The sequence below is a fragment of the Variovorax sp. GW821-FHT09D05 genome (assembly GCF_059416325.1).
Map to the genome: position 1 here is coordinate 301,569 of NZ_JBWKOZ010000009.1, position 22,280 is coordinate 323,848.

The window sequence follows — 22,280 nt, forward strand, 5'->3', positions numbered from 1 at the left end:
GTCAGGCTTCCAGCAACTGCACCGCGTGCCGGTGCAGGGTGTGGGCAGGATCGGCGAGCGCGTCGACCACATCGAAGTGGTTGAGCCCCGGTAGCACCTCGCACACCGGCACGGTGTTGCGTCCCCACGCCTCGCGGATCATCGCGTTGTGGCGGATGAACTCTTCGCTCTCCCCGCCGCCAGCAACGGCGTAGAGCTGGCCGCGTTTGGGCGCAGGCCACCGTGCCGGGCTGGCACGCAGGGCGTCTGCATCGGTCAGCTTCAGCACATTCTCGAGAAATGGCGTGCGCTGCAGCGGGCGAAGGTCGTAAAGGCCCGAGATCGACAGCGCGTTGCGCACGAGCTGCGTGGGCAGATCGGGTGCGACCGCCTTCCAGTCGCAAGCCAACAGCGCCGCCGCCATGTGACCACCGGCCGAATGGCCTGCTACGGTGATCCGCGAAGGATCGCCGCCATGGGCCGCGATGTGGCGCCAGGTCCATTCGAGCGCACGCACCATCTGCAGCAGGATGCCGGGCACCGTGACAGGCTGCTCCGGCGTGCCGGGGCACAGCGCGTAGTTGGGCTGGACCACGCAGATGCCGCGGTCATTGAACGCAGGCGCAATGAAGGAGTGGTCTTTCTTGTCCATGGCGCGCCAGTAGCCGCCGTGGATGAAGACCAGCACGGGCGCGTCGGGCACCGGTGCGGGAAAGATGTCGAGCGTTTCGTTCACGCCCTGGCCGTAGGGAAGATCGATCCGCGCCGGCAAGGCCTCGCGCACTGCGGCCGATTCGCGCGCCCATTGCTCGAAGTACGCGGGGTGATCTTTCACCCGTGCAAGGTTGTTGTACATGCCTTCCAGCCAGGCGGGGTCGAACGAGGCCATGCGGTCTTTGCTCCGTGTTTCGCGAGGCGCGCATCTTGGCACGGCAGGGTGCGCCAAAACAGGAGTTCCGGTTAAAATTCGCCTTGCGTTGGGGGGGTAGCTCAGCTGGGAGAGCGCCGCGTTCGCAATGCGGAGGTCGTGAGTTCGATCCTCATCCTCTCCACCAACCAATACAGAAAAGGCCTTGGCATCCGCCAGGGCCTTTTCTTTTTTCCGGCTCAGGTATCGAGCGTCAGATGCTGGCCGTGCAGCGCCGCGGCGCCCGGCGATGCAAGGAAGCCGATCGTCTGCGCGGCGACCGAGGTCGACACCCAGTCAGCCGGATTCGCGTCAGGCATCGCCTGCCGGTTGGCCGGCGTGTCGAGCACGCTCGGAGCCACGCTGTTGATGTTGACGCCATGCGGTGCCGCCTCAGCGGCCATGGCTTCCACCAGGCGCTGCAGCGCACTCTTCGAAGCGATGTACGCGGCCATGGCCGGCACGCCGCGCGCCGCGACCTTCGCCGTCACGGCGATGACGCTGCCTGCGCGTCGCTCGATCATCGAGGGCAGCACGGCCTGCGTCACCGCCACGAACGACCATGCGTTGAGATTCATCATCCGGTCCCAGCTCGCGCGCGTGAGCGCATGCGTCGCCTCACCCATCTCGAAGCCGCCTGCGATGTGGACCAGCGTATCGATGCGGCCGAAAGACTTGAGCGCCTGCTCCGCGAGGGCTGCCATCTCGGACGCGGAAGTCACGTCGCCCGCCAACAAAAGATGCTGCGAGTTGTCGAGGCCCGGGAAGACCTCCGCAAGACGACCCGCATGGTGATCGACCAGCGCAAGGCGCGCGCCCTGGTCGATGAAGTGCTGAGCCACGGCACGGCCCAGTGCGCCTGCAGCGCCGGTGATCAAGACATGGGGCGTGGTGTTGGCGTCGCTCATCGAAGTTCTCCTGGTTGAGAGGGCCGTGCCCCGTCGGTAGAGGCGAATCCTAACGCCGCGACCTACAAATTTTTTGGACGGGCAGAAATTCTGGGATATACTCGTGGTCTTGCCAGAAAACACCAAACGTTTTCAACGCAAGGGCTCTTAGCTCAGTTGGTAGAGCAGCGGACTCTTAATCCGTAGGTCGAGTGTTCGAGTCACTCAGGGCCCACCAACCAACATCGCGTCATCGCTGGAACGCCCGCTACTCACAAGGTAGCGGGCGTTTTTCATTGTGGCTGCTACCGCATGTACTGAGTGGGAGTGGCACCAAACGTGCGCTTGAACAAGGCAATGAACGCACTGATGTTGCTGTAGCCGAGCTCGAGGGCAACGGTCGTGACGGAGCGTCCCTCAGCCAGGAGCTCCAACCCACGCAGCAAGCGCGCACGCTGCCGCCATGTTCCAAGGCTGTATCCGGTCTCCAAGGGAAAGCGACGGTTCAGCGTGCGAGGCGAAATATTCGCCAACCCGGCCCAGGCGTCCAACGAACGATCGTCAGCGGGCTGCGCCAGGAGCTCTTGCGCGATCTTCATCAGCGATGGGCTTGTCGGCATCGGCAGGCTGAGCTCTTCGATCGGCAAGGACCTGATCTCGTTGACCACGACGAGTTCGAGCAAACCTCGCATCGCTCCAGCAGGCTCGCTGTTGAGACTTTCAAGCCGCCGCACTGTCTCGCGCAACAGGGCCGAGATACGAAGCGTCGCCGGTCGTTCAGGCAGCCCCTCACCCGCACCGCTCTGAACGTAGATGCTCCACGTGTCGACCTGTCCGTGCGCGCTCGCCCAGTGCAGTTGCCCGGGCGGTATCCACACCGCGTGCACGTTCGGCACGAGCCATTTGCCGAACTCCGTGCCAAGCGTCAGCAGGCCTCGCCAAACACCAAGGAGCTGCCCTCGTCCGTGGCTGTGAGGCTCCACCAGCGAACTCCCTTCGACGCATTGGGAAACAACGATCGCCAACGGCCCCGCGGCGCCATCTTTCAGGTCCGCAAGGTCAGGCTGCTGGGTTGTCGAGGACATGGCGCAAATGAGCTATTGAATGGCCTGAACAGCATAGCAACGCCAGGCCCAAAAACCTAGCATCGATCCAACACTTCAGAGCAGATGACCGCCATGCAAGCCCAAGACATCCTTCCCGACAGTGCCGACATGGAAGACAGAGCAAGAGAACGCAACGTCGTTGCACTCGGCGAGCTGTACGCCGAGCCATCCCCGATGATCCAGAAGGCGGTGTCTCGCAGACTGACCGAGTACCACCGCCCCTACCTTGAAGCCGCGACGTTCTTCTGCCTTGCGACCGGGCGCGAGAGTTCGGGCCTTGACGCTTCTCCGCGCGGCGGTCCGCCTGGCTTCGTGCACATGCTCGATGCCCAGACGCTCGCGTTCGCGGATTGGCCCGGCAACAACCGTATCGAGTCACTGAAAAATCTGCAGGACGACGACAGGGTTGCGATGCTCTTCCTGTTTCCCGGACTGGATGTGTTCATGCGCATCAATGGCCGCGGGCACATTTCCACATCGCCGGATCTGCTTGGCAGGCTTGTCGAGCGAGGCAAGCATCCCAAAGCCGCCGTTGTGGTCACGGTCGAGGAAGCCTTGTTCCACTGCGGCAAGGCCGTCAATCGCGCGCGGCTGTGGGATCCGGCCGCACTCCTGGATCGCAACTCCCTGCCAACGGTCGGGACGGTGCTGGTCGCACTTGCAGAGCTGAACGACGTCTCTGCGTCGGTCCTTGATGCGAAGTACCAGGACGCGGTCAAACACGATTTGTACTAACACGGAGCAATACATGACATCCAAGGTTTGGTTCATCACAGGCTCGTCTCGAGGACTCGGACGCGCATGGGCACAGGCGGCGCTGGAACGCGGCGACAAGGTCGTGGCAACAGCCCGCTCCATGGAGGCACTACAGCCGCTGGTGGCGAAGTACGGCGACGCCATCCTCCCGGTGACTCTCGACGTCACGGATCGCGACGCAGTATTCGCAGCGATGGACGCGGCAATTGCCCGTTTCGGCCGACTCGACGTCATCGCCAGCAATGCCGGCTATGCGTTGTTCGGCACCATCGAGGAAAGCAGCGAACCGCAGGCGCGTGCGCAGTTCGAGACCAACCTCTTCGGAACTCTCTGGATCATTCAGGCAGCGCTTCCCCACCTGAGGGCACAAGGCGGAGGGCACATCCTGGTGACCTCGAGCGTGGCGGGGATCATCACCTTCCCCACTGCCGGGGTCTACAACGCAACCAAATGGGCCGTCGAGGGACTCGTGGAGACGCTCGCATCGGAAGTCGGGGCCTTCGGCATCAAGGTGACGCTCGTCGAGCCCGGCGGCTACGACACGGACTGGCGAGGAGCCTCGGCCATCAGCGCTGAGCCGATGCAGGTCTACGAGGGGCTGCGCCAGAAGATCAAGGCCCTCAGCGCCACCCGAGCGCTGGGCAATCCGGTTGCCACGACTGCGGCGATCCTCGCTGTAGTCGACGCAGAGGAACCGCCGCTGCGACTCTTTCTCGGAAAGGCCTGCTTGCCTGCCGCGAAGCAGGCCTATTCGCAACGCATGTCGACCTGGGAAGCCTGGGCTGCCGTGTCCGAGGGAGCACAAGGCTGACCTGCGGACCGCCGGTGAGCCGGACTATCAGGAAGCGGCTCCCTGCCGCGCGATCCAGTCGTCGACACAGCGCTCGAGCAGATCGCGCCGCTCACCCACCTCGGCCATCAGATACTGGCGCGCGTGTGTCTGCGCCAGTTCGCTCGACAGGAACCATTGCTCGCGCTCCGGGCTTCCTTGTGCCGGCGGCGCACCCCATGCCGAACTGCCGAGAAAAGCCTCGGTGACGGGCAGTCGCCCATCGGTCTTGCCGACGTCCGACAAGGCGTCTCGCGCGCCGCCGAGGACGATGCGCACCTGCACGACCTCATCGTCCGCCTCGATGGAGGCTGCGAGGCCGCCCGCTTGATGCACGTGCCAGAGTTGCGCTGCAGAAGCATTGCGAACCCAGCTCTCCAGCGCGCGCGTCAAACTTCCAAGAATGATTTCTTTGTTCATACGGGAATATTTCACGGTTTTGCCTATCACTTGCAACCTGCTTCGGCCCCGACCTGCAAAAGACACCCATTGGGCATGGCATCTTGTACCTGCTGTCACGCATCACAACAACAAGAGACACAGGGATATCAACTTCGAAGCCAAAAAGCTCGTTCGGCCCGCTCATGCGGGTATTTTTTTGCCCGGCCGCGGCCAGGGCCGGTGACGATGTTCGGAGGCCACAGAATGTGACCTGCCTCGGACCACGCTTCGGGCGTGAGCTATATTTCCTCCCATGGAAAAGGCGTCCGACATAGGCAAACCCACCGTCCCCATCGACCTGATCGGGCCAGATCACTGGCCGCGCTCGAAGCGCGGTTCCGGTCGTGCCACCAAGGTGATCCTCGCGGTCGTGGGTGGCTTGGCGGCCGCAGGCCTGATCGCCTACCGCTTCTTCGGGCGCTGACCACCGATCCCCCGCACAAACAAAAGCCCGCCGTCCGGAAGACAGCGGGCTTTTTTCATGGGCATGGGTCAAGGTCACAGCCCTGCCCTTACTGAAGCCGCGAGCCCTTGGGCAGCCGCTTGGCCAGCCACTCGTGCACGTCCGCACGAATGTTGCGGCCTTCAAGCAGAAAGTTCTCATAGCGGCTCGGCACATAAGGCAGATAGACCAGCGGCATGCCTGCTTCCTCCGGCGTGCGCGCGGCCTTGCGGTTGTTGCAGACCGCGCATGCGCTCACGAGGTTGGTCCAGGTCCATGGGCCTCCGCGCGATTCGGGCAGCACGTGCTCGCATTGCAGGTCGCGCTCGTGGAACACGCCCGCGCAGTAGGCGCAGGTGTGACGGTCGCGGCGCAGCAGCTTGCTCTTGGTGACGCTCGGAATCACGTCGAAGAGGTTGATCTTCGACGCACCGCGCAGCGCGATGATCGGCGCCACTTCGACGCGCGACTGCACACCGCGCGCCACATTGAAGCCGCCACGCAGCGTGGCCAGCGGCAGGTCGCCGTCTTCCCATGCGACCGAGCCGGTCGCGTAGTGCAACACCGCCTGCTCGAGCGAAATCCAGGCTTGCGGCGTGCCCTGAATATCGAGTTGCAGGACGTGAGGGTGCATGACTCGCCTCCTTTTGCGGCGATGGTTGTGAGGTTGAATGAAATGAAACCATGGGGTGCACGAACGGAATCGAACCGTCGTCAGCGGGACCACAACCCGCGGCTCTGCCGTTGAGCTACGTACACCATAAGAAAAAGACGAGCAGCCGACTCACCACTCGCCGACCGCGCGCACGCGCTGGTCGAGATCGAGGCCTTCGATTGGTGCCTCTCGGCCCGGCGACGTCGGCGCGCATTCGTTCGCGCGACGTGCATCGGTCACGATGCCGAAGCGTTGGGCCAGGGCCAGCACCATGCGCTTGCGTGGTTGTGCCGGGCGCACGGTGATCATCCGGATCGGGGTGTTGCGCTTGCGCATGGTGGCTCCTTGGTTGTGTGACAGCTGAACAAAGAAAGAAATGGCCCCACGTGCACGACTCGAACGTGCAACCCCTTGCTTCGTAGGCAAGTGCTCTGATCCATTGAGCTAACGCGGGTCGAAAAACAAAAAGTGTCCGGTTACGAGTTCCGGCGCCGCCCAATCTTTGCGGCCGGTTTCCGCGGGAGGGCCATCTGCATGGCCCGGTCCCGCTCGGGTTCGGTGTTGTTCAAAAAAGCGGTGGCCCGCTTTCCATTTCGGTTGTGTCCTCACGCGACGGACAGCGCTCTGGGCGCTGCCCCGTACGACGTCGCTGCACAGGAGTGATCAATTCCTGCACATCCCGCCAGACCGTCTACGCGGTGGGCTCTGGCGGTGTGGTGAAGGCACACCCGAAATGGCAAACAAGAAGCCAAAAACAAAAAGGCCCGGAACCTTGCGGTGTCCGGGCCTCTGCATGAGAGAGCTTGGAAGGTGTGCGCCTATGCGCAACCTCCACCCGGTAGCACCTGATCCTCGACTTTTCCAACGCGCAGGCTGGCTGCAGCTTTTGTGGAATACACGTGGCTCTGGTGCTGATTCAGTCGGAACGACGGCATGCCATCGAAACCACCACACGCCCAGACGCGCACGAGCGATCGGCCCGAGGCGGGTCGAATGCTGGTGAGGTTCAATGCGGTGTTCACGATGGTTCCTGAGTCAAAAATTGCCGCTGTCGGCTGTAAAGGGTTGGAAAAAAGGTACGGCTTTGGGCCGCGATTGAGGGCAACTGTAAATAGTGTTTACGACTGCGTCAACAACCGGGACAATCTTTTTTTGTCTTGTTGTTGTTTTTGAACAGTGCCCAATATCACCGTCGCGCGCCGCCGCAATGCTCTCGCGCTGCACCGCCGCTTTCTCGAAGAGGCCGTTGCCGCGGGCCTGCCTGCCAAGGGGCTGGACCAGGCGTTTGCGAAGAAGATCGAAATCTCCCCCAGCATGTGGAGCCAGATCAAGAGTTCCCGGCCCATCGGCGACAACCTGGCACGGCAGATCGAACGGCACTGCAACGTGGAGCCGGGCTGGCTCGACAAGGAAGATCGCCCCTCCGAGGTGCCCGATGCAGCAGAAGAACGCTTCATTGCCGCCGCGCGCGAGGCATGGCGCACGGCCAATGCCAAGGGCAAGAAAGAGCTCAGCGGCTGGCTGAAGAAGCGCGCGCAGGACGCTGCCGGCAACGAGCCCGCGCCCTGAACAAGGATCAGCCCAGTTCGGGCGCGTTGCGCAGGATGGCCACGCGCATGTCGTCCGGAATGGCGACGGCGCGATGCGTTTCAAGCGAAGTCGTCACGATCACCTGTGTCATCTGCATGCGCACTTCGCCCGTCTCGGCGCTGAAGCAGCGCACAGCCAACGTCATCGAACGCGAGCCCAGCCGCTGCACCGTGAGCCCGAGGAGCACCTGGTCGCCCATGCGGCTCACGGCGCGGAAATCGACATCGAGCTTCACGGTCGGCAGGCCGATGCGGCGCTGCGCCACCAGGCCGTGGTAGCTGAGCCCCAAGCCTTCATTGACCCAATCCTCGATCAGCCCGTTGAGCATCACGAAGTACTGCGGATAGAAAACGATGCCCGCCGGGTCGCAATCCGAAAACCGGATCAGCCGCGGCCTGCGGAACTCGTTGCTCGCGGCCACCAGATCGACGTGCGTGTCGTCGCTCATCCTCAGCCCTCCTCGCCCGAAGGCTCGCCGCGCATCACATGCACGCGCAGCAGGCCCAGCTGCGTGTGCATCTGCTTGACCGTCTTCATGTCGAGCCCCGAGAACATCTCCAGAATCCACTGCTCGTGCTCGCTCGCCATCGTCTCGAAGGTGCGGCGCCCCGTGGGCGTGAGGCTCACGATCCACGCGCGGCGGTCGTCGGGGCTGGGCGCGCGCGCCACCATGCCTTCGCGTTCGAGCTCATCCGTCAGGCCCGTGACGTTGCCGCCGGTCACCATCAGGTAGCGCGACAGCACGCGCATCTTGAGCCCATCCTCGTAGCGGTAGAGCTGCGCCATGTAGTCGAAGCGCGCCAACGAGATGCCGAAGCGCTCGCGCAGCCGGCGCCGGATCTCGGCCTCGATCTGCGTGGTGCTGGCCAGCATGCGCAGCCACAGCTTGAGCATCGCGTGGTCCTCGTGGCCCGCGCGGGCTTCGTGGCCCAGTTCTTCCGCATCGCTCAGCGCGGCGTGCGAAGCATCGTTGTTGCGTGTCATGTCACTTCTCCCCCCGAAACCGAGATGGACTGCCCGGTGACCGACGCTGCACCGGGCCCGCACAGCCAGCGCACGGCATCGGCCACCTCGGACGGTTGCACGATCCGCTTCTGCGGATTGACGCTGGAAAACTCCGCCAGCGCGTCGGCCTCGCTGCGCCCGGTCTTGCCGACCACATTGGCGACGCTGTTGCGAAGGATGTCGGTGTCGGTGTAGCCCGGACACACGGCATTCACCGTGATGCCCTTGCGCGCCACCTCGAGCGCCAGCGAGCGCGTGAGCCCGATCACGCCATGCTTGGCCGCGGTATAGGCCGCCACATAGGCGTAGCCCTTCTGCCCCGCCGTGCTGGCGATGTTGACGATGCGGCCCCAGCCGGTGTCGAGCATGTCGGGCAGTGCCGCCTGCGCGCACAGAAAGCTGCCGGTGAGATTGACCGACAGCATCCGCTGCCAGAGCTCGAACGACGTCTTGAGGAAGGGCGCACTTTCGGCCGCACCCGCGTTGTTGACGAGCACAGCGACCGGGCCTCGCGCGGTGCGGGTCTCGGCGAACGCCGCCTGCACCGCCTCGGGGCTCGCCACGTCGGCGGCCACGACGCCATGCCCGCTGCCCGCGAGCGAATCGGCCACGCGCTGCAGCGCCTCACGGTCACGGCCCAGCAGCGTCAGGACGGCGCCCTCGGCCGCCAGGGTGCGGGCGATCTCGGCGCCGATGCCGCGTGCCGCGCCCGTGACGAGTGCGTGGCGGCCAGTGAGTGAATTTGATTGCATACCTGAATGTTTTAGTTCTGAATCATTTTAACGGAGTGCGCCGGCCCGGGTTGTCAGCGCATGAAACGGCCGCCGTTGAGGTCCAGCGTGGTGCCCGTCATGAAGGCTGCTGCCGGCGAAGCCAGATAGACCACCGCCGCGGCCACCTCCTCTGGCAATCCGAAGCGGCCGAGGGGAATGCCCGCCCGCAGCGCCCACTGCTTCGCTGGCTCCATGGCGTCGAGCGCGGGGCTGCGGATCGCCGCAGGGGCCAGCGCATTCACCGTCACGCCGTGCGGCGCCAGTTCCTGCGCGAACGACCGCGTCAGCGCCAGCAGTCCGGCCTTGCTCGCTGCGTAGTGCGCGCCGGTCACCGTGCTGGCCTGCTGCCCCGCCATCGAAGTCAGGTTGACGATGCGCCCCGCGCCGCGCTCACGCATGTGCCGCCCGGCAATGCGACAGCCGAAGAAGCTGCCACGCAGGTTGACGGCGAGCACGTCGTCCCACTCTTCAGGTGTGATGTCCCAGAGCGATGTGGTCGGCGTGCGCGCCGCGTTGTTGACCATGACGTCGACAGCGCCGAAATGTGCAACCGCCTTGTGGAAGCAAGCGGAGAACGCCGCCTCGTCGCGCACATCGAGTTGCAAGGCGAGCCCGCCGACCTCCGCCGCAACGGCTTCGGCATTCGCAAGCTCGATGTCGGCCAGGGCCACGCGCGCCCCGGCTTCCGCCAGCCCTCGCGCGATGGCCGCTCCCAGCCCCTGCCCCGCACCCGTCACGAACGCCACGCGGCCGGAAAGCGGGAGCAGCACTGCGCTCGTCATGCGATTCGCCTCAGGCCCTGGCGGGCCGTCCGTCCCAGGTCTGCGGCCCGACACCGCGCTCACGCAGCTTGAACTTCTGCACCTTGCCGTTCTCGGTGCGCGGCAGGTCGGCCAGCAGGTCGATGTATCGCGGCACGGCGAAGTACGGCAGGCGCCCTTCGCAAAAGCGCGCGAGTTCGGCGGGATCGATCGACACGCCCTCGCGCGCCACCAGCGCAGCCATCACCTCGTCTTCGGCCAGCTCGGAGCGCACCGGGTACACCGCGCACGAGGCCACGCCCGGGTGGCTCAGCAGCACCTGCTCAACCTCGAACGAGGAGATATTCTCGCCACGCCGGCGGATCGCGTCCTTGATGCGGTCGACAAAGCGGAATGCGCCGTCGGCGTCGCGCACCACGCGGTCCCCGGTGTGAAACCAGAGATTGCGCCAGGCCTCGACCGTCTTCTCCGGCATGTTGAAGTAGCCGCTCGCGAAGGCGTACGGCTCGTCCGCACGCAGCAGCAGTTCGCCCGCTTCGCCGGGCGGCAGCGCCACGTCGTCTTCATCGGCCACGCGCGCCTGGAAGCCCGGGCGCAGCCAGCCCATGACACCGCCGCGCGGCGAATCGGGCGCGGTGGCGATGGCGAAATTGGTTTCCGTCGAACCGTAGCCTTCGAGCAGCGACACGCCTGTGCGCGCCTTGAACGCAGCGCCTGCAGCAGACGGCACGCCGGGCCCCAGCCCGATGCGCACGCGGTGGTCGCGCTCCCCAGGGCCTTCCGGCTGCGCGAGCAGGATCGGCACCATCGCGCCCAGCAGATACACCACCGTCGCCCCGCTCGAGCGCATCGTCGGCCAGAAGCCCGAGGCCGAGAAGCGCGACTCGAACACAACTTGTGCGCCCGTCAGTGCGGCCTGCGCGAAGGTGTTGAGCGCGTTGATGTGAAAGAGCGGCAGCGTGGTGCACAGCACGTCGTCGGCGCCGACGCCGAGCACTTCAGCGCTGTTCACGCCCCACCAGAAATACTGCGCGTGAGGACAGATCACACCCTTGGCCGGCCCCGTAGTGCCGGAGGTGTAGAGGATCGCGAGCGGGTCGCCGGGCTGCACCGCAGCCGGATCAACGGGCTCCCCGCCCTCGGGATACGCCACGACGCGCACACCTTCAGGCGCTCGCCACGCATTGGATGCAGCTTCCCCAACCACCCAGACCTCGCGCAACGCAGTGCGCGTCAGGTCTGCCGTCGCGAGCCGCTCCAGAAAGCCCGCCTCGATCACCAGCAGCTTCGCCTCGCTGTTCGCCAGGAAGTATTCGATCTGCGGCCCCATCGACGCCGTGTTGACCGGCACCATCGATGCCCCCAACCAGCCTGCGCCGAGAAAGCTTTCGAGAAACTCGACACGGTTTCCGCACATCACCGCAATGCGGTCGCCACGTACCACGCCAGCCGCCGCCAATGCCCCAGCACGCACAGCCGCAGCCCGCGCCGCATCGCCATGCGTCCACTCGCTCCCCGCGATCCGCAGCAACGCACGCGAGCCGAACAGCCCGGCCTGCCGCCGCAGCATCGCCGGCAGCGTGCGCAGGGCGGGCGGTACGGCGCGCGGGTCACTCGTCATCGTGCGTGCCTCCGCCGAGGTAGGTGGCCTGCACCCGCGGGTCGCTGGCCAGCTCGGCCGAAGCACCCGACAGCGCAATCTCGCCCGTCTCCAGCACATAGCCCTCGTCCGAGCTTTCGAGCGCGGCGCGCGCGTTCTGCTCCACCAGCAGGATCGACACGCCGTCTTCCCGCAGCTTGCGCACGATGGTCAGAATGTCGCGCACGATCAGCGGCGCCAGTCCGAGGCTGGGCTCGTCGAGCATCAGCAAGCGCGGCGCCGACATCAGCGCGCGCCCCACCGCCAGCATCTGCCGTTCGCCACCCGAGAGCGTGTCCGCGCGCTGCGAGCGCCGTTCGGCCAGCCGCGGAAAGCGGTCGTACACCGACTGCAGCCGCTTCTTCATTGCATCGCCGCGCAGCCGCTTGGCGTACGCGCCGAGCTGCAGGTTGTCGAGCACGGTGAGCTCGCCGAACAGCTCGCGCTTCTCGGGCACGAGGCACAGGCCGCGCTCCACGCGCGCCTCCACGTCCAACCCCTGCAGGTCTTCGCCTTCGAAGCGCAACGTGCCCTTGCAGGGCAGCAGGCCCATGGCCGCGGCCAGCAGCGTGGTCTTGCCCGCGCCGTTCGGCCCGATCACCGAAATGATCTGGCCCGGCTGCAAGTCGAGCGACACTCCGCGCACCGCCTCGACCTGCCCGTACGACACATGCAGATCGCCGATCTCCAGCATCGCGGTCATACAACGCTCCCCAGGTAAGCCGCCTGCACACGCTCGTCCGCGCGCACCGCCGACGGCACGCCCTCCACGAGCTTGGAGCCGAAGTTCATCACCACCAGCCGGTCTACCAGTTTCATCACGAAGTCCATGTCGTGTTCGACGATGAGGATGGTCACGCCCTCCTCGCGCAGCTTGCGCAGCAAATCGCCGAGTGCCATCTTTTCCTTGCGGCGCAAGCCGGCGGCCGGCTCGTCGAGCACCAGCAGCACGGGGTCGGCGGCCAGAGCGCGCGCAATTTCCAGGATGCGCTGCGTGCCCAGCGGCAGGCTGCCCGCCAGTTCGTGCGCGCGGTCGCCCAGGCCGATGCGGTCGAGCTGGCGCTGGGCCTCCTGCAGGATCTGGCTTTCTTCCGTGCGATCGAGCCGCAGCCCCGCCTTCAGGATGCCCGAGCGCGTGCGCGAGTGCGCACCCAGCGCCACGTTGTCCAGCAGGCTCATGTGCGGGCGCAGCTTCACGTGCTGGAAGGTGCGCGCCAACCCCAGCCGCGCCACCTCGCGCTGCGGCATGCCCGCGATGTCGTGGTCCAGGAAGCGCACCTGGCCCGCGCTCATCGGCAGCGTGCAGGTCAGCAGGTTGAACATGGTCGACTTGCCTGCGCCGTTGGGCCCGATCAGCCCGACGATCTCGCCGGCCCTCACGTCGAAGCTCACGTCGTTCACCGCAACCAGCCCGCCGAAACGCTTGACCGCACCATTCACTGACAACACCTGCGAGCCGCGTTCAGGCAGCGTGCGATGCGGCAACGGTTCCACCGGCGGCGCCTCGTGGCGCGACGGTCCTTGCGCAGCACCGCGACGACGCGTCCAGCGTCGCAGCAGGCCCATCACGCCGCCGCGCGCAAAGTGCAGCAGCAGGATGAACAGCGCGGCGAAGGCCACGGCCTCCAGCTGGCCGGCGCGTTGCGTGAGCATCGGCAGCACGTCCTGCAGGCCGTTCTTCAGCACCAGCACCAGCGCGGCGCCAACCAGCGCACCACCCAACTGACCGAGACCGCCGGCCACCGCCATCAGCAGGTACTCGATGCTGGCGCGCACGTCGAAGGGCGACGGGCTCACGAAGCGGTTCATGTGCGCATAGAGCCAGCCCGCCAGCCCCGCGAACAGCGCGGCCGTCACGAACAGCGACAGCCGCACGCGGTACGCATCAGCCCCCACGCTCGCCAGCAGCGTCGCACCGCCGCGCAGTCCGCGAATCGCGCGACCCGGCCGCGACTGCAGCAGGTTGTAGCTGAACAGGCAGGCTAGGCCGACCACCACCCAGATCAGGTAGTACATCGCGCGCGGGTCGGCCAGTGACCATCCCGCGACCTGCAGCGCCGGAATGTTCGACAGCCCCGTGTGCCGACCGAGCGCATCGACGTTGCCGAACAGCATCGCGATCGACAGTCCCCAAGCGATGGTGCTCAGCGGCAGAAAGTGCCCGCCGAGCCGCAGCGTGAGCATGCCGATGGCAAGCGCCGACAGCCCCGTGAGCAGCAGCGCGAACAGCAGCCCGATCCAGGGCGACATGCCCTGCGTCGTCGTCAGCCATGCGGTGGCGTAGGCCGCGATGCCCACGAAGGCCGCCTGCCCGAACGATGTGGCGCCGCCCACGCCCGTGAGCAGCACAAGGCCCAGCGCCACCAGCGCGCCGATGCCGATGTCGTTGAGCAGCGAAACGGTGAAGCTGCCCGCCAGCACCGGCACCAGTGCCAGCACGACGACGAGCCCGGCGATCCACGCCCGGCGCTTGTTGCGATTGGCGTTCATTGGTCCACCTCGTCTTCTTCCTCTTCGGCATGCGTGGCCATGAAAGACCGCAGCATGAGCACCGGAATCAGCAGGCTGAACACGATCACGTCCTTCAGCGCGCCGCTCCAGAACGAGGCAAAGCTCTCCACCACGCCAACCGCGAGCGCGCCAATGGCCGTCATCGGATAGCTCACGAGCCCGCCGATGATCGCGGCCACGAAAGCCTTCAGACCGATGATGAAGCCCGAGTCGTAATACATCGTCGTCACCGGTGCGATCAGCACGCCGATCAGCCCCGCCAGCAGCGAGGCGCAGCCGTACGCCAGCAACGCCGTGCGCACCGGCCGTATGCCGACCAGCCGCGCGCCCACCCGGTTCACGGCCGTGGCGCGCAGCGCCTTGCCTGCCACCGTGCGCTCGAACACCAGGAAGAACAGCCCGCTCAACACGATGGCCGCTCCCACCATCAACACCACCTGCCCGCTGACCGTGAAGCCGTCACCCAGCGTAAACACGGCGCTGGTCAGCGGCGTGGTGCGCGAACCCTCGGGCCCGAAGAACAGCAAGCCCAGCCCCGACAGCAAAAAGTGCAGCGCCAGCGACACGATCAGCAGCACCAGCACCGATGCATCCGCGATCGGCTGGAACACCACTCGCGCCAGCAGCGGCGCGATGGGCACCACCAGCAGCACCGCCACCGCGATGTGCACCGCCACCGGCACGCCCGGCCGCGCCGCCAACCATGCGAGCACGCACGGAATGGCGGGCAGCACACCCCACATCAGCACCGCCTTCGGAATGCGCGCGGCCTCGCCGCGACGCAGCAGGCTGCCGATCTCGGTGGCCAGGGCCAGTGCGGCCAGCACCGCGACCATACCGATGGTCGGCGGCACGCGGTCGGTTTCGAAGGCCGCGAGCGACAGGGCCGCAAAGGCCGCGATGTCGCCGAACGGCACGAACACCACCCGCGTGACGGAAAAGATCAACACCAGCCCCAACCCGGCCAGCAGATAGACGGCCCCGTTGGCCAGGCCGTCGGTGAGGAGAATCAGCGCCACGTCCCATGTCATCGCGCGGCCCTCCGGAAAGACAAAGGCGAGAGGTTCAAGGTGCGAGCTTCCATTGGCCGTTGTCGAGCTTGACGATCACGCGGGCGCGTTCGTCCACGCCGTAGAGACTGCCGGGCTTGAAGGTGTAGACGCCGTGCGTGCCCACCACTTCCTTCGTGCTGAAGATGGCATCGCGCAGTGCCACGCGGAACTCGGGCGTGCCCGGTTCCGCCTTCTTCATGGCGCGCGAGGCGGCATCGACGAACACCAGCCAGCCGTCGAACGAATAGGCCGAGAAGGCGTCGCTGGTCGGTGCGTTGTTGACCTTCTGGAACACGGCGCGGAAGTCGGTCGCGATCTTCTTGGTCGGGTAGCTGTCCGGCAGTTGCTCGGCCACGATCACCGGGCCGGTGGGCATCAGCGCGTTCTGGCCGGCCGCGCCGACCACGCGCACGAAGTCGGGGTTGATCAAGCCGTGCTGGCCGTACACGCCGCCCTTGAAGCCGCGCTCCTGCAGCGCGAGAAACGGCAGCGCCCCCGGCGTGCCGGCACCGCCGGTCATCACCGCGTCGGGCCGCAGCGCCACGATCTTCAGCACCTGCCCCGTCACCGAGGCGTCGGCACGCGCATAGCGCTCGTTGCTCACCACCTTGATGCCTGCGCCGGGCGCGGCCTTCATCAGCGCGTCGTAGACCAGGTCGCCCCAGGCGTCGGAGAAGCCGATGTAGCCCACGGTCTTCACGTTGTTGCGCTTCATGCGCTCGACGACCGCATCGATCATCAACTGCGTCGGCTGCGCCACCGTCATCACCCAAGGGTTCTCGTTGGGGTCGAGCAGGATGGGCGTGAGGCCGATCATCGGCGTCTTTGCTTCCTTGCCCACCTGCGCCATCGCAATGGCGGCCGGCACGCCCGATGTGCCCATGAGCACGTCGACCTTCTCCTCCTCGATCAGCTTGCGCGCGTTGCGCCCGGCCGTGGTGGGGTCGGAGCCGTCGTCGAGCACGACGAGCTGGATCTTGCGGCCGTTCACCTCGCCCTTGTAGGCCAGCGCGGCCTGCATGCCCTTGGCGTAGGGCACGCCCAGCGAGGAGTTGGGCCCCGACAGCGACACGCTGAGGCCGACCTTGAGGTCGGCCGCGAACGCGCTCGCTATGCCACAGGCGGTCAGCGCCGCGGCGAGGGTGCCGCGCGTCAGGATCTGCATCAGGCTCTTCATGTCGTAGCTCCGGTGAGGATTGTTGGAATGGACAGGTGGGTAACTCAAATGAACAACTGGATGGCCGGCAACGCGCGCGGGGCGTTGAGCAGGTCGACGCGCTTCTCGCGGATCAGCCAGCCGGTGGAGGTGCGAACAAGGTGATGGCGGGCGGTGCCGCTCAGCAGGATCTGGTCTTCGCCGCGCGCCTCGACGTAGAGGAACGGCGTGCGCAGCCATGCCTCGTCGCCCTCCTCGCGCTCGATGCGCGAGGGCTGCAGTACATGCTGGCTGTGGCTCGCAGGATGCTGCGAATGCGCGCGCGGGTTCTTGAGGCGGTCGACGCGCAACTGCAGCAGCAGCCGGTCTTCATAGGCCAGCGAGTTGTGCGAGAACGGGTCGGCCTGCGCCGCACCGAGCAGCGGCACCCAGTAGTGGCCGTCTTCGGCGAACAGGGCCAACCAGTCGTCGAGCCGCCGCTCGTCGAGCAGCGCCGCCTCGTGGGCGACGAAATCGCGCGGGTCCGTCATGCCGCAGCCTCCATGCCCGCCGCCATGGACTTCGCCCAGGCGCGGAACTGGTTGCGCATCAGCAGTTCGTTGGTGCCGTTGGTGGTGACCGTGGTTTGCTGCGTCTCGGCCGGGTCGTAATTGCGGTGCAGGCTCACCCACTCGTTGCCGCCGGCGCGCAGGCCCTGCTGGATGCTCTCGAACAGGTGCACGTCGTCGTGCGCGACCACCGACATCGGCGAGAACACGAGGCGGTTGTAGCTCATGGCGCGCTCGAACAGCAGCGCGGGCGCACCCGCCGCACGGAAGCTCCAGGCCTCGATCAGCGTGCGGTTGGCCGCCAGCGGGCGAATCACGCGAATGGCCTGCGGCGAGCCCTTGACCGACAGGCTCGGATAGAAGACCGAGTTCTGGGGCGAGCGCTGCAATATCTCGGTGGCCCGCGCCTCGCCGTGCGCGGCGCGCATCGCGGCTTCGTACTCGGGCAGCTGCGCGTAGTTGGAGTGGATGCTGAAGTTCACTCCCAGCACGCTGTGCCCGTTAGCGAACACGCGCCCGCCCATCTTGTCGAAGAACTCGTAGCCCGAGCCGAAGGGCAGTATCTGCTCCATTGCCATCGGCTTGGGGTCCGTGGGCGCATGGCCTTCCCACAGCGCCTCGGCCGCCTTGGTGGCCGACTCGTGCGTCGACATCGGGTGCACTGTGTCGTTGATGTTCTCCAGGTACATCTTCCAGTTGCAGTGGACGATGTTGCGCAGCACACCTCCACCCACTGTCAGCTTGCCTTCGGGCGAGCGGTCGACCATGTTGTCGATGGCGCCCAGCACCTCGCCGAAGTAGTCCTCGAACGAAGGCCCGGTGTCAGACAACCGCACGAACACGAAGTCGCGGTACACCTTCACGTGCTTCACCACCGACAGCCCCTGCCCCGATTCGCAGGCCTTGAGCTGCGTGCCCTCGTAGCCGTTCTTCAGCGGCAGCCCGAGCGGCGCGCCGTCGAGCTTGTAGGTCCACGCGTGGTATGGGCAGCGGAAGAACCGGCCGGTGTTGCCGCATTCGTCCGTCACCAGTTGCGTACCCTTGTGGGCGCAGCGGTTGTAGAGCACGTGCACATCGCCATCGGGCTGGCGCACCATCAGCAGCGGCCGTCCCGCGATGTCCTGCGTGACGAAGTCGCCGGCCTCGGGCACCTGGCTCGCGTGGCCGAGGAAGACCCAGGTGTTGGCGAACAGGTTCTCCTGTTCCAGCGCGAAAAGCTCTTCGCTGAGGTACAGGTCGCGGTGCACCCGGTCGTCCTGCACCAGCGCCGCGACGAGATCGGGGCGGTTGCGATGGATGGTCATGGCGATGTGCTCGGTGGTTCGGCGGAAACTACGGAACCAGCTTCCACTGGCCCTTTGTCATCTGCACGATGACCACGCCGCGCTGGTCGGAGCCATAGCGGTCGTCGGGCTTGAAGGTGTAGATGCCGTGCGTGCCCACCAGCTCCTTGGTACTCACGATGGCGTCGCGCAGCGCCGTGCGGTACTGCGGCGTGCCCGGCTCGCCCTTGGTGCGCGAGGCCGCATCGGCCAGCAGCAGGTAGGCGTCGTAGGTGTACGACGAGAAGGCATCCGTCGGCACCGCGCCATTGACCTTCTGGTACGCGTTGCGAAAGCCCATCGACACCTTCTTGATCGGGTTGCTGTCGGGCAACTGGTCGGCCACCAGCACCGGTCCGCTGGGCACCTGCAGGCCTTCGATGGAAGCGCCGCCCACGCGCACGAAGTCGGCGTTGATGAGGCCGTGCGTGCCGTAGATCTTGCCCTTGTAGCCACGCTCGGCCAGCGCGATGTAGGGCAGCGCGCCGGGCGTGCCCGAGTTGCCGGCGAACACTGCATCAGGCCGCGACGCGACAATCTTCAGAACCTGCCCGGCCACGGACGAATCGCTGCGCGCATAGCGCTCGTTCGCCACCACCTTGATGCCGGCGGCGTCGGCGCTCTTCACCAGCGAGTCGTAGGCCAGGTCACCCAGTGCGTCCGAGAAGCCGATGAAGGCCACCGTCTTCACGCCCGATTTCTTCATGCGCTCGACCACGCCAGCGACCATGAGCGGGAACGGCTGCGACACCGTCACCGTCCACGCGCCCTCGGGGCCGGCGATGGTGACCGGCGTGGGCGAGATCAATGGCGTGTTCAGTTCCCTGGCCACCGCTGCGATGGCCATGGCGCCCGGCACGCCGGAGGTTCCGATGAGCACGTCGACCTTGTCCTCGGTCACCAGCTTGCGTGCGTTGCGCCCAGCTGTGGTGGGATCAGAAGCGTCGTCGAGCACGATCAGCTGTACCTTGCGACCGGCAATCTCCGGGTGCTCGGCAATGGCGGCCCGGATGCCCTTCTCGTAAGGAATCCCGAGCGCGGCCACGGGGCCCGAGAGCGAGCTGATGAAGCCGATCTTCAGGTCAGCCGCCATGGCCTGCGAGGCTGCCAGCGCAAGCGCTGTTGCGCCAAGGATGTGAGTTAGCTTGTTCTTCATCTCAGGGCACCAGCTTCCATTGACCCTTTTCGAGCTTCACGACGACGCGCGAGCGGTCATCCGAACCATAGCGGTCAGTGGGCTTGAAGTTGTAGACCGAATGCGTGCCCACCAGCTCCTTGGTGCTCACGATGGCATCACGCAGCGCCAGCCGGAATTGCGGGGTGCCAGGCTCAGCCTTGCTGGCCAACGCGCGTTGCGCAGCGTCGAGATAGATCAGCCACGCATCGAAGCTGTAGGCCGAGAAGGTGTCGGTGGGCGCCGCGCCGTTGGCCTTCTGGTAGGCGGCGCGGAAGTCCATCGCGATCTTCTTCATCGGGTTGTTGTCGGGCAGCTGCTCGGCTACCACCACCGGGCCGGTGGGCGCCAGCAGGCCTTCGACCGACGGACCACCAACGCGGATGAAGTCGGGGTTGATCAGCGAATGCATGCCGTAGATCTTTCCCTTGTAGCCGCGCTCGGTGAGCGCGAGGTACGGCAACGCACCGGGCGTGCCCGACGCACCGGTGATCACCGCGTCGGGGCGCAGCGCCACGATCTTCAGCACCTGGCCGGCCACCGACGAATCGCTGCGCGCATAACGCTCGTTCGACACCACCTTGATGCCTGCCGTGGGCGCCGACTTCATGAGCGCGTCGTACACCAGGTCGCCCCAGGCGTCGGAGTAGCCGATGTAGGCCACCGTCTTCACGCCGGCCTGCTTCATCTTCTCGACCATCGCGCCCATCATCAGCGGCGCGGGCTGCGGCAGCGTCACCATCCATGCGCCTTCTTCGCCTGCCAGGTCGGCATTGGCGATGGAGATCAGCGGGGTCTTGGTTTCACGCGCCACGCCGGCAATGGCCAGCGAGCCCGGCGCTCCGGCCGTGCCGATGATGACGTCGACCTTGTCTTCCTCGATCAGCTTGCGCGCATTGCGTGCGGCCGTGGACGGGTCTGACGCATCGTCGAGCTGGATCACCTGGACCTTGCGGCCTGCGACCTCCGACTTGTACGCGACTGCCGCCTTCATGCCCTTGTCGTACGGAATGCCGAGCGATGACACCGGCCCCGACATCGAAGTGATGAAGCCGACCTTGAGATCGGCGGCCCACGCGCCCGCGGCGCTCAGCGCGCCGAGGCCCGCGGCAATGGCCGCGAGTGTGCGAATTCGGTTCAGGACTTTCATGGCGAGGCTCCAGAGGTGGTTTTGGATGAACGTGAGGAAAGCAAAAAACTCAGAGGGCGAGACTTCCGACGCTGGTGCCGCCGCACACATACAGCACCTGTCCCGTGACGAAGCTGTTCTCGGCATCGGCGAAGAAACGCACGGCGCGTGCCACATCGGCCGATTCGCCGAGGCGCTTGACGGGAACCGAGGCTGCGAGCGCGCGTTCCTTCTCGCTGCCGGCTTCGACCACGTCGTAGAACATGTCGGTGCGGATCGGCCCCGGCGCCACCACGTTCACCGTGATGCCGTCAGCGGCAAGCTCCAGCGCCCAGGTGCGCGCCATGCCCAGCATGCCGGCCTTGGTGGCCGAGTAGCTGGTGCGCGTGGCCAGCCCCAGCGCGGCGCGTGACGACAGCAGCACCACGCGGCCGAAGCGCTGCGCACGCATCGCGGGCAGCGCACCTTGCACGAGCTGAATGGCACAGCCCAGGTGCAGGTCGACCAGTGCGTCGAGGTCGTCGAGCTTTACTTCGGGCAACAGCGCGGCGCGGATGACGCCTGCGTTGTGGACGATGGTGGTCGGCGCGAAGCGTTCGACCAGTTCGCGCACCGCCTCGCCCGTGGCGGCGCGGTCGCTCAGGTCGACCTCGATGCTGTGCAGCTTCGGATGGTCGATTTCGGCCTTGCGGCGCGCGAGCGACACCACCTCGTAGCCCTGCGCGAGCAGGTCCTCGCAGATCGCCTTGCCGATGCCGGCGCTGCCGCCGGTGACGGCCGCGACCTTGGGCGCCGCGCTCATGCCGAGGCTCCCACCAGTGCCAGCACGCGCAGCGGGCTGCCGCTGCCCTTCTCGATCTTCAGCGGCGGGCAGATCAGCACCGCACCGGCCGGTGGCAGCAGGTCGAGGTTGCTCAGGCACTGCAGCCCGTAGCGGCCCGCGCCGTGCATGTAGTAGTGACACGGGTACGGCGGCCGCAGGTGATAGCCCTGCCCCGCATCGGTGCCGATGGCTTCGGAGCCGAAGCCCAGCACGTCGCGCTGCTCGACCAGGAAGCGCACGGCCTCGGTGCTCGGACCCGGCGTGTGCTGGCCCGTCTCGTCGAAGTTCTGATAAGCCTCGGGGTCGCTGCGCTTGGACCAGTCGGTGCGCATCAGCACCCAAGCGCCTTTCGGGATGCGGCCATGCGCCGCCTCGTAGCGCTCGATGTCGGCCACGCTCAGCAGGTAGTCGTCGTTCGACTGCACATCGGCCGAACAATCGATCACGCAGGCCGGCGCCACGAAGTGCTGCACGGGAATGGTGTCGACCGAGTTGTTCGGCAGGTCACGGCCCGAGATCCAGTGGATCGGCGCGTCGAAGTGCGTGCCGGTGTGCTCGCCGCAGGAAAAGTTGTTCCAGTACCAGCCCGGGCCACGCTCGTCGTACTTGGACACTTCCTCGATGCGGAAGGGCCAGCACTGGCCCATCTCGGGCGGCAGCGCGATCTGCGGGAACTCGGGCGTGAGCGTCTGCGTGAGGTCGATCACGCGGATGCGGCCACTGGCCATCGCGGTCACCAGGCCGCCGAGGATTTCGGCGGCGGACATCAGTTCGGTTGTCGTGGTCATTCGTATG

Annotated in this window: 25 protein-coding genes and 4 tRNA genes; 6 read left to right on the forward strand and 23 right to left on the reverse strand. The window is 66.2% G+C overall.

What is annotated here, in order from left to right; all coding sequences use genetic code 11:
* Position 1 precedes the first annotated feature (1 nt).
* The gene (locus tag AC07O3_RS24990) at positions 2-868 is read right to left on the reverse strand and encodes an alpha/beta hydrolase (protein WP_495340583.1); all 867 of its coding nucleotides are present in this window, start codon (positions 866-868) and stop codon (positions 2-4) included.
* 90 nt (positions 869-958) lie between these two features.
* Here AC07O3_RS24990 and AC07O3_RS24995 point away from each other — a divergent pair.
* Positions 959-1,034: transfer RNA gene (locus AC07O3_RS24995), tRNA-Ala, on the forward strand.
* Between the two features lie 52 nt (positions 1,035-1,086).
* Here the strand turns inward: AC07O3_RS24995 and AC07O3_RS25000 are convergent.
* Positions 1,087-1,794: an SDR family NAD(P)-dependent oxidoreductase gene (locus tag AC07O3_RS25000; RefSeq protein ID WP_093075441.1), complete on the reverse strand. Its 708-nt coding sequence runs from the start codon at positions 1,792-1,794 to the stop codon at positions 1,087-1,089.
* 141 nt (positions 1,795-1,935) lie between these two features.
* Between AC07O3_RS25000 and AC07O3_RS25005 the strand changes: the two genes are divergently transcribed.
* Positions 1,936-2,011: transfer RNA gene (locus AC07O3_RS25005), tRNA-Lys, on the forward strand.
* Between the two features lie 67 nt (positions 2,012-2,078).
* On the opposite strand, the gene AC07O3_RS25010 is transcribed toward AC07O3_RS25005, so the two are convergent.
* Entirely contained in the window at positions 2,079-2,858 is a 780-nt protein-coding gene (locus tag AC07O3_RS25010; protein WP_093049854.1) for an AraC family transcriptional regulator, read from the reverse strand.
* A 129-nt stretch (positions 2,859-2,987) separates the two neighbouring features.
* Between AC07O3_RS25010 and AC07O3_RS25015 the strand changes: the two genes are divergently transcribed.
* Positions 2,988-3,614 carry an MSMEG_1061 family FMN-dependent PPOX-type flavoprotein gene (locus AC07O3_RS25015; RefSeq protein ID WP_495340631.1) on the forward strand — a complete coding sequence of 209 codons (627 nt, stop codon included), beginning with the start codon at positions 2,988-2,990 and terminating at the stop codon, positions 3,612-3,614.
* A 13-nt stretch (positions 3,615-3,627) separates the two neighbouring features.
* The gene (locus AC07O3_RS25020) at positions 3,628-4,446 is read left to right on the forward strand and encodes an SDR family NAD(P)-dependent oxidoreductase (protein ID WP_495340584.1); all 819 of its coding nucleotides are present in this window, start codon (positions 3,628-3,630) and stop codon (positions 4,444-4,446) included.
* A gap of 27 nt (positions 4,447-4,473) precedes the next feature.
* On the opposite strand, the gene AC07O3_RS25025 is transcribed toward AC07O3_RS25020, so the two are convergent.
* Positions 4,474-4,884 carry a hypothetical protein gene (locus tag AC07O3_RS25025; protein ID WP_495340585.1) on the reverse strand — a complete coding sequence of 137 codons (411 nt, stop codon included), beginning with the start codon at positions 4,882-4,884 and terminating at the stop codon, positions 4,474-4,476.
* 274 nt (positions 4,885-5,158) lie between these two features.
* Here AC07O3_RS25025 and AC07O3_RS25030 point away from each other — a divergent pair, with 274 nt between their 5' ends.
* Complete coding sequence (locus tag AC07O3_RS25030) at positions 5,159-5,329, forward strand: hypothetical protein (protein ID WP_176928697.1); 171 nt, start codon at positions 5,159-5,161, stop codon at positions 5,327-5,329.
* Between the two features lie 88 nt (positions 5,330-5,417).
* On the opposite strand, the gene AC07O3_RS25035 is transcribed toward AC07O3_RS25030, so the two are convergent.
* The 4 genes from AC07O3_RS25035 to AC07O3_RS25050 all read right to left on the reverse strand — a co-directional run bounded on the left by AC07O3_RS25035 (position 5,418) and on the right by AC07O3_RS25050 (position 6,456).
* Positions 5,418-5,981, reverse strand: a complete 564-nt coding sequence (locus tag AC07O3_RS25035) for an HNH endonuclease (RefSeq protein ID WP_093172026.1) — start codon at positions 5,979-5,981, stop codon at positions 5,418-5,420.
* A 51-nt stretch (positions 5,982-6,032) separates the two neighbouring features.
* Positions 6,033-6,106 (reverse strand) — tRNA-His (locus AC07O3_RS25040).
* Between the two features lie 25 nt (positions 6,107-6,131).
* Positions 6,132-6,338, reverse strand: a complete 207-nt coding sequence (locus tag AC07O3_RS25045; RefSeq protein ID WP_495340586.1) for a short-chain dehydrogenase — start codon at positions 6,336-6,338, stop codon at positions 6,132-6,134.
* Positions 6,339-6,379: 41 nt separating this feature from the next.
* Positions 6,380-6,456, reverse strand: a tRNA-Arg gene (locus AC07O3_RS25050).
* 722 nt (positions 6,457-7,178) lie between these two features.
* Between AC07O3_RS25050 and AC07O3_RS25055 the strand changes: the two genes are divergently transcribed.
* On the forward strand, positions 7,179-7,571 hold the full coding sequence (locus AC07O3_RS25055) for a hypothetical protein (protein ID WP_093049836.1): 393 nt from the start codon (positions 7,179-7,181) through the stop codon (positions 7,569-7,571).
* 7 nt (positions 7,572-7,578) lie between these two features.
* Here the strand turns inward: AC07O3_RS25055 and AC07O3_RS25060 are convergent, their stop codons facing one another.
* The 15 genes from AC07O3_RS25060 to AC07O3_RS25130 are packed head-to-tail and all read right to left on the reverse strand — an operon-like array spanning position 7,579 to position 22,273.
* Positions 7,579-8,040: an acyl-CoA thioesterase gene (locus AC07O3_RS25060; RefSeq protein ID WP_495340587.1), complete on the reverse strand. Its 462-nt coding sequence runs from the start codon at positions 8,038-8,040 to the stop codon at positions 7,579-7,581.
* 2 nt (positions 8,041-8,042) lie between these two features.
* Complete coding sequence (locus AC07O3_RS25065; protein WP_093049788.1) at positions 8,043-8,576, reverse strand: MarR family winged helix-turn-helix transcriptional regulator; 534 nt, start codon at positions 8,574-8,576, stop codon at positions 8,043-8,045.
* Entirely contained in the window at positions 8,573-9,349 is a 777-nt protein-coding gene (locus AC07O3_RS25070) for an SDR family NAD(P)-dependent oxidoreductase (RefSeq protein WP_495340588.1), read from the reverse strand. Before AC07O3_RS25070 ends, AC07O3_RS25065 begins: the two co-directional genes overlap by 4 nt.
* Before the next feature lie 53 nt (positions 9,350-9,402).
* Positions 9,403-10,152 (reverse strand): SDR family NAD(P)-dependent oxidoreductase, encoded by a 750-nt coding sequence (locus AC07O3_RS25075; RefSeq protein WP_495340589.1) that lies wholly within the window; start codon positions 10,150-10,152, stop codon positions 9,403-9,405.
* A 10-nt stretch (positions 10,153-10,162) separates the two neighbouring features.
* Entirely contained in the window at positions 10,163-11,752 is a 1,590-nt protein-coding gene (locus AC07O3_RS25080) for an ATP-dependent acyl-CoA ligase (protein WP_495340590.1), read from the reverse strand.
* On the reverse strand, positions 11,742-12,473 hold the full coding sequence (locus AC07O3_RS25085; protein WP_007831224.1) for an ABC transporter ATP-binding protein: 732 nt from the start codon (positions 12,471-12,473) through the stop codon (positions 11,742-11,744). The genes AC07O3_RS25080 and AC07O3_RS25085 overlap by 11 nt, the downstream gene beginning before the upstream one ends.
* The gene (locus tag AC07O3_RS25090; RefSeq protein ID WP_495340591.1) at positions 12,470-14,260 is read right to left on the reverse strand and encodes a branched-chain amino acid ABC transporter ATP-binding protein/permease; all 1,791 of its coding nucleotides are present in this window, start codon (positions 14,258-14,260) and stop codon (positions 12,470-12,472) included. The genes AC07O3_RS25085 and AC07O3_RS25090 overlap by 4 nt, the downstream gene beginning before the upstream one ends.
* On the reverse strand, positions 14,257-15,312 hold the full coding sequence (locus AC07O3_RS25095; RefSeq protein ID WP_093049773.1) for a branched-chain amino acid ABC transporter permease: 1,056 nt from the start codon (positions 15,310-15,312) through the stop codon (positions 14,257-14,259). Before AC07O3_RS25095 ends, AC07O3_RS25090 begins: the two co-directional genes overlap by 4 nt.
* Positions 15,313-15,346: 34 nt before the next feature.
* Entirely contained in the window at positions 15,347-16,510 is a 1,164-nt protein-coding gene (locus AC07O3_RS25100; protein ID WP_093049770.1) for an ABC transporter substrate-binding protein, read from the reverse strand.
* A 44-nt stretch (positions 16,511-16,554) separates the two neighbouring features.
* Positions 16,555-17,019, reverse strand: a complete 465-nt coding sequence (locus tag AC07O3_RS25105) for an aromatic-ring-hydroxylating dioxygenase subunit beta (RefSeq protein ID WP_093075471.1) — start codon at positions 17,017-17,019, stop codon at positions 16,555-16,557.
* Entirely contained in the window at positions 17,016-18,341 is a 1,326-nt protein-coding gene (locus AC07O3_RS25110; RefSeq protein ID WP_495340592.1) for an aromatic ring-hydroxylating dioxygenase subunit alpha, read from the reverse strand. The genes AC07O3_RS25105 and AC07O3_RS25110 overlap by 4 nt, the downstream gene beginning before the upstream one ends.
* A gap of 28 nt (positions 18,342-18,369) precedes the next feature.
* Positions 18,370-19,515: an ABC transporter substrate-binding protein gene (locus AC07O3_RS25115; protein WP_093049760.1), complete on the reverse strand. Its 1,146-nt coding sequence runs from the start codon at positions 19,513-19,515 to the stop codon at positions 18,370-18,372.
* A 1-nt stretch (position 19,516) separates the two neighbouring features.
* Positions 19,517-20,683 (reverse strand): ABC transporter substrate-binding protein, encoded by a 1,167-nt coding sequence (locus AC07O3_RS25120; protein WP_097199744.1) that lies wholly within the window; start codon positions 20,681-20,683, stop codon positions 19,517-19,519.
* Positions 20,684-20,732: 49 nt separating this feature from the next.
* Complete coding sequence (locus AC07O3_RS25125) at positions 20,733-21,464, reverse strand: SDR family oxidoreductase (RefSeq protein ID WP_093075480.1); 732 nt, start codon at positions 21,462-21,464, stop codon at positions 20,733-20,735.
* Positions 21,461-22,273: a cyclase family protein gene (locus AC07O3_RS25130; protein WP_093049750.1), complete on the reverse strand. Its 813-nt coding sequence runs from the start codon at positions 22,271-22,273 to the stop codon at positions 21,461-21,463. The genes AC07O3_RS25125 and AC07O3_RS25130 overlap by 4 nt, the downstream gene beginning before the upstream one ends.
* Positions 22,274-22,280 lie beyond the last annotated feature (7 nt).

Excerpts from the sequence above, each read along its gene's own strand:
- AC07O3_RS24990 (WP_495340583.1), bottom strand. The coding sequence starts at position 868 with ATGGCCTCGTTCGACCCCGCCTGGCTGGAAGGCATGTACAACAACCTT.
- AC07O3_RS25000 (WP_093075441.1), bottom strand. The coding sequence starts at position 1,794 with ATGAGCGACGCCAACACCACGCCCCATGTCTTGATCACCGGCGCTGCA.
- AC07O3_RS25010 (WP_093049854.1), bottom strand. The coding sequence starts at position 2,858 with ATGTCCTCGACAACCCAGCAGCCTGACCTTGCGGACCTGAAAGATGGC.
- AC07O3_RS25015 (WP_495340631.1), top strand. The coding sequence starts at position 2,988 with ATGGAAGACAGAGCAAGAGAACGCAACGTCGTTGCACTCGGCGAGCTG.
- AC07O3_RS25020 (WP_495340584.1), top strand. The coding sequence starts at position 3,628 with ATGACATCCAAGGTTTGGTTCATCACAGGCTCGTCTCGAGGACTCGGA.
- AC07O3_RS25025 (WP_495340585.1), bottom strand. The coding sequence starts at position 4,884 with ATGAACAAAGAAATCATTCTTGGAAGTTTGACGCGCGCGCTGGAGAGC.
- AC07O3_RS25030 (WP_176928697.1), top strand. The coding sequence starts at position 5,159 with ATGGAAAAGGCGTCCGACATAGGCAAACCCACCGTCCCCATCGACCTG.
- AC07O3_RS25035 (WP_093172026.1), bottom strand. The coding sequence starts at position 5,981 with ATGCACCCTCACGTCCTGCAACTCGATATTCAGGGCACGCCGCAAGCC.
- AC07O3_RS25045 (WP_495340586.1), bottom strand. The coding sequence starts at position 6,338 with ATGCGCAAGCGCAACACCCCGATCCGGATGATCACCGTGCGCCCGGCA.
- AC07O3_RS25060 (WP_495340587.1), bottom strand. The coding sequence starts at position 8,040 with ATGAGCGACGACACGCACGTCGATCTGGTGGCCGCGAGCAACGAGTTC.
- AC07O3_RS25065 (WP_093049788.1), bottom strand. The coding sequence starts at position 8,576 with ATGACACGCAACAACGATGCTTCGCACGCCGCGCTGAGCGATGCGGAA.
- AC07O3_RS25070 (WP_495340588.1), bottom strand. The coding sequence starts at position 9,349 with ATGCAATCAAATTCACTCACTGGCCGCCACGCACTCGTCACGGGCGCG.
- AC07O3_RS25075 (WP_495340589.1), bottom strand. The coding sequence starts at position 10,152 with ATGACGAGCGCAGTGCTGCTCCCGCTTTCCGGCCGCGTGGCGTTCGTG.
- AC07O3_RS25080 (WP_495340590.1), bottom strand. The coding sequence starts at position 11,752 with ATGACGAGTGACCCGCGCGCCGTACCGCCCGCCCTGCGCACGCTGCCG.
- AC07O3_RS25085 (WP_007831224.1), bottom strand. The coding sequence starts at position 12,473 with ATGACCGCGATGCTGGAGATCGGCGATCTGCATGTGTCGTACGGGCAG.
- AC07O3_RS25090 (WP_495340591.1), bottom strand. The coding sequence starts at position 14,260 with ATGAACGCCAATCGCAACAAGCGCCGGGCGTGGATCGCCGGGCTCGTC.
- AC07O3_RS25095 (WP_093049773.1), bottom strand. The coding sequence starts at position 15,312 with ATGACATGGGACGTGGCGCTGATTCTCCTCACCGACGGCCTGGCCAAC.
- AC07O3_RS25100 (WP_093049770.1), bottom strand. The coding sequence starts at position 16,510 with ATGAAGAGCCTGATGCAGATCCTGACGCGCGGCACCCTCGCCGCGGCG.
- AC07O3_RS25105 (WP_093075471.1), bottom strand. The coding sequence starts at position 17,019 with ATGACGGACCCGCGCGATTTCGTCGCCCACGAGGCGGCGCTGCTCGAC.
- AC07O3_RS25110 (WP_495340592.1), bottom strand. The coding sequence starts at position 18,341 with ATGACCATCCATCGCAACCGCCCCGATCTCGTCGCGGCGCTGGTGCAG.
- AC07O3_RS25115 (WP_093049760.1), bottom strand. The coding sequence starts at position 19,515 with ATGAAGAACAAGCTAACTCACATCCTTGGCGCAACAGCGCTTGCGCTG.
- AC07O3_RS25120 (WP_097199744.1), bottom strand. The coding sequence starts at position 20,683 with ATGAAAGTCCTGAACCGAATTCGCACACTCGCGGCCATTGCCGCGGGC.
- AC07O3_RS25125 (WP_093075480.1), bottom strand. The coding sequence starts at position 21,464 with ATGAGCGCGGCGCCCAAGGTCGCGGCCGTCACCGGCGGCAGCGCCGGC.
- AC07O3_RS25130 (WP_093049750.1), bottom strand. The coding sequence starts at position 22,273 with ATGACCACGACAACCGAACTGATGTCCGCCGCCGAAATCCTCGGCGGC.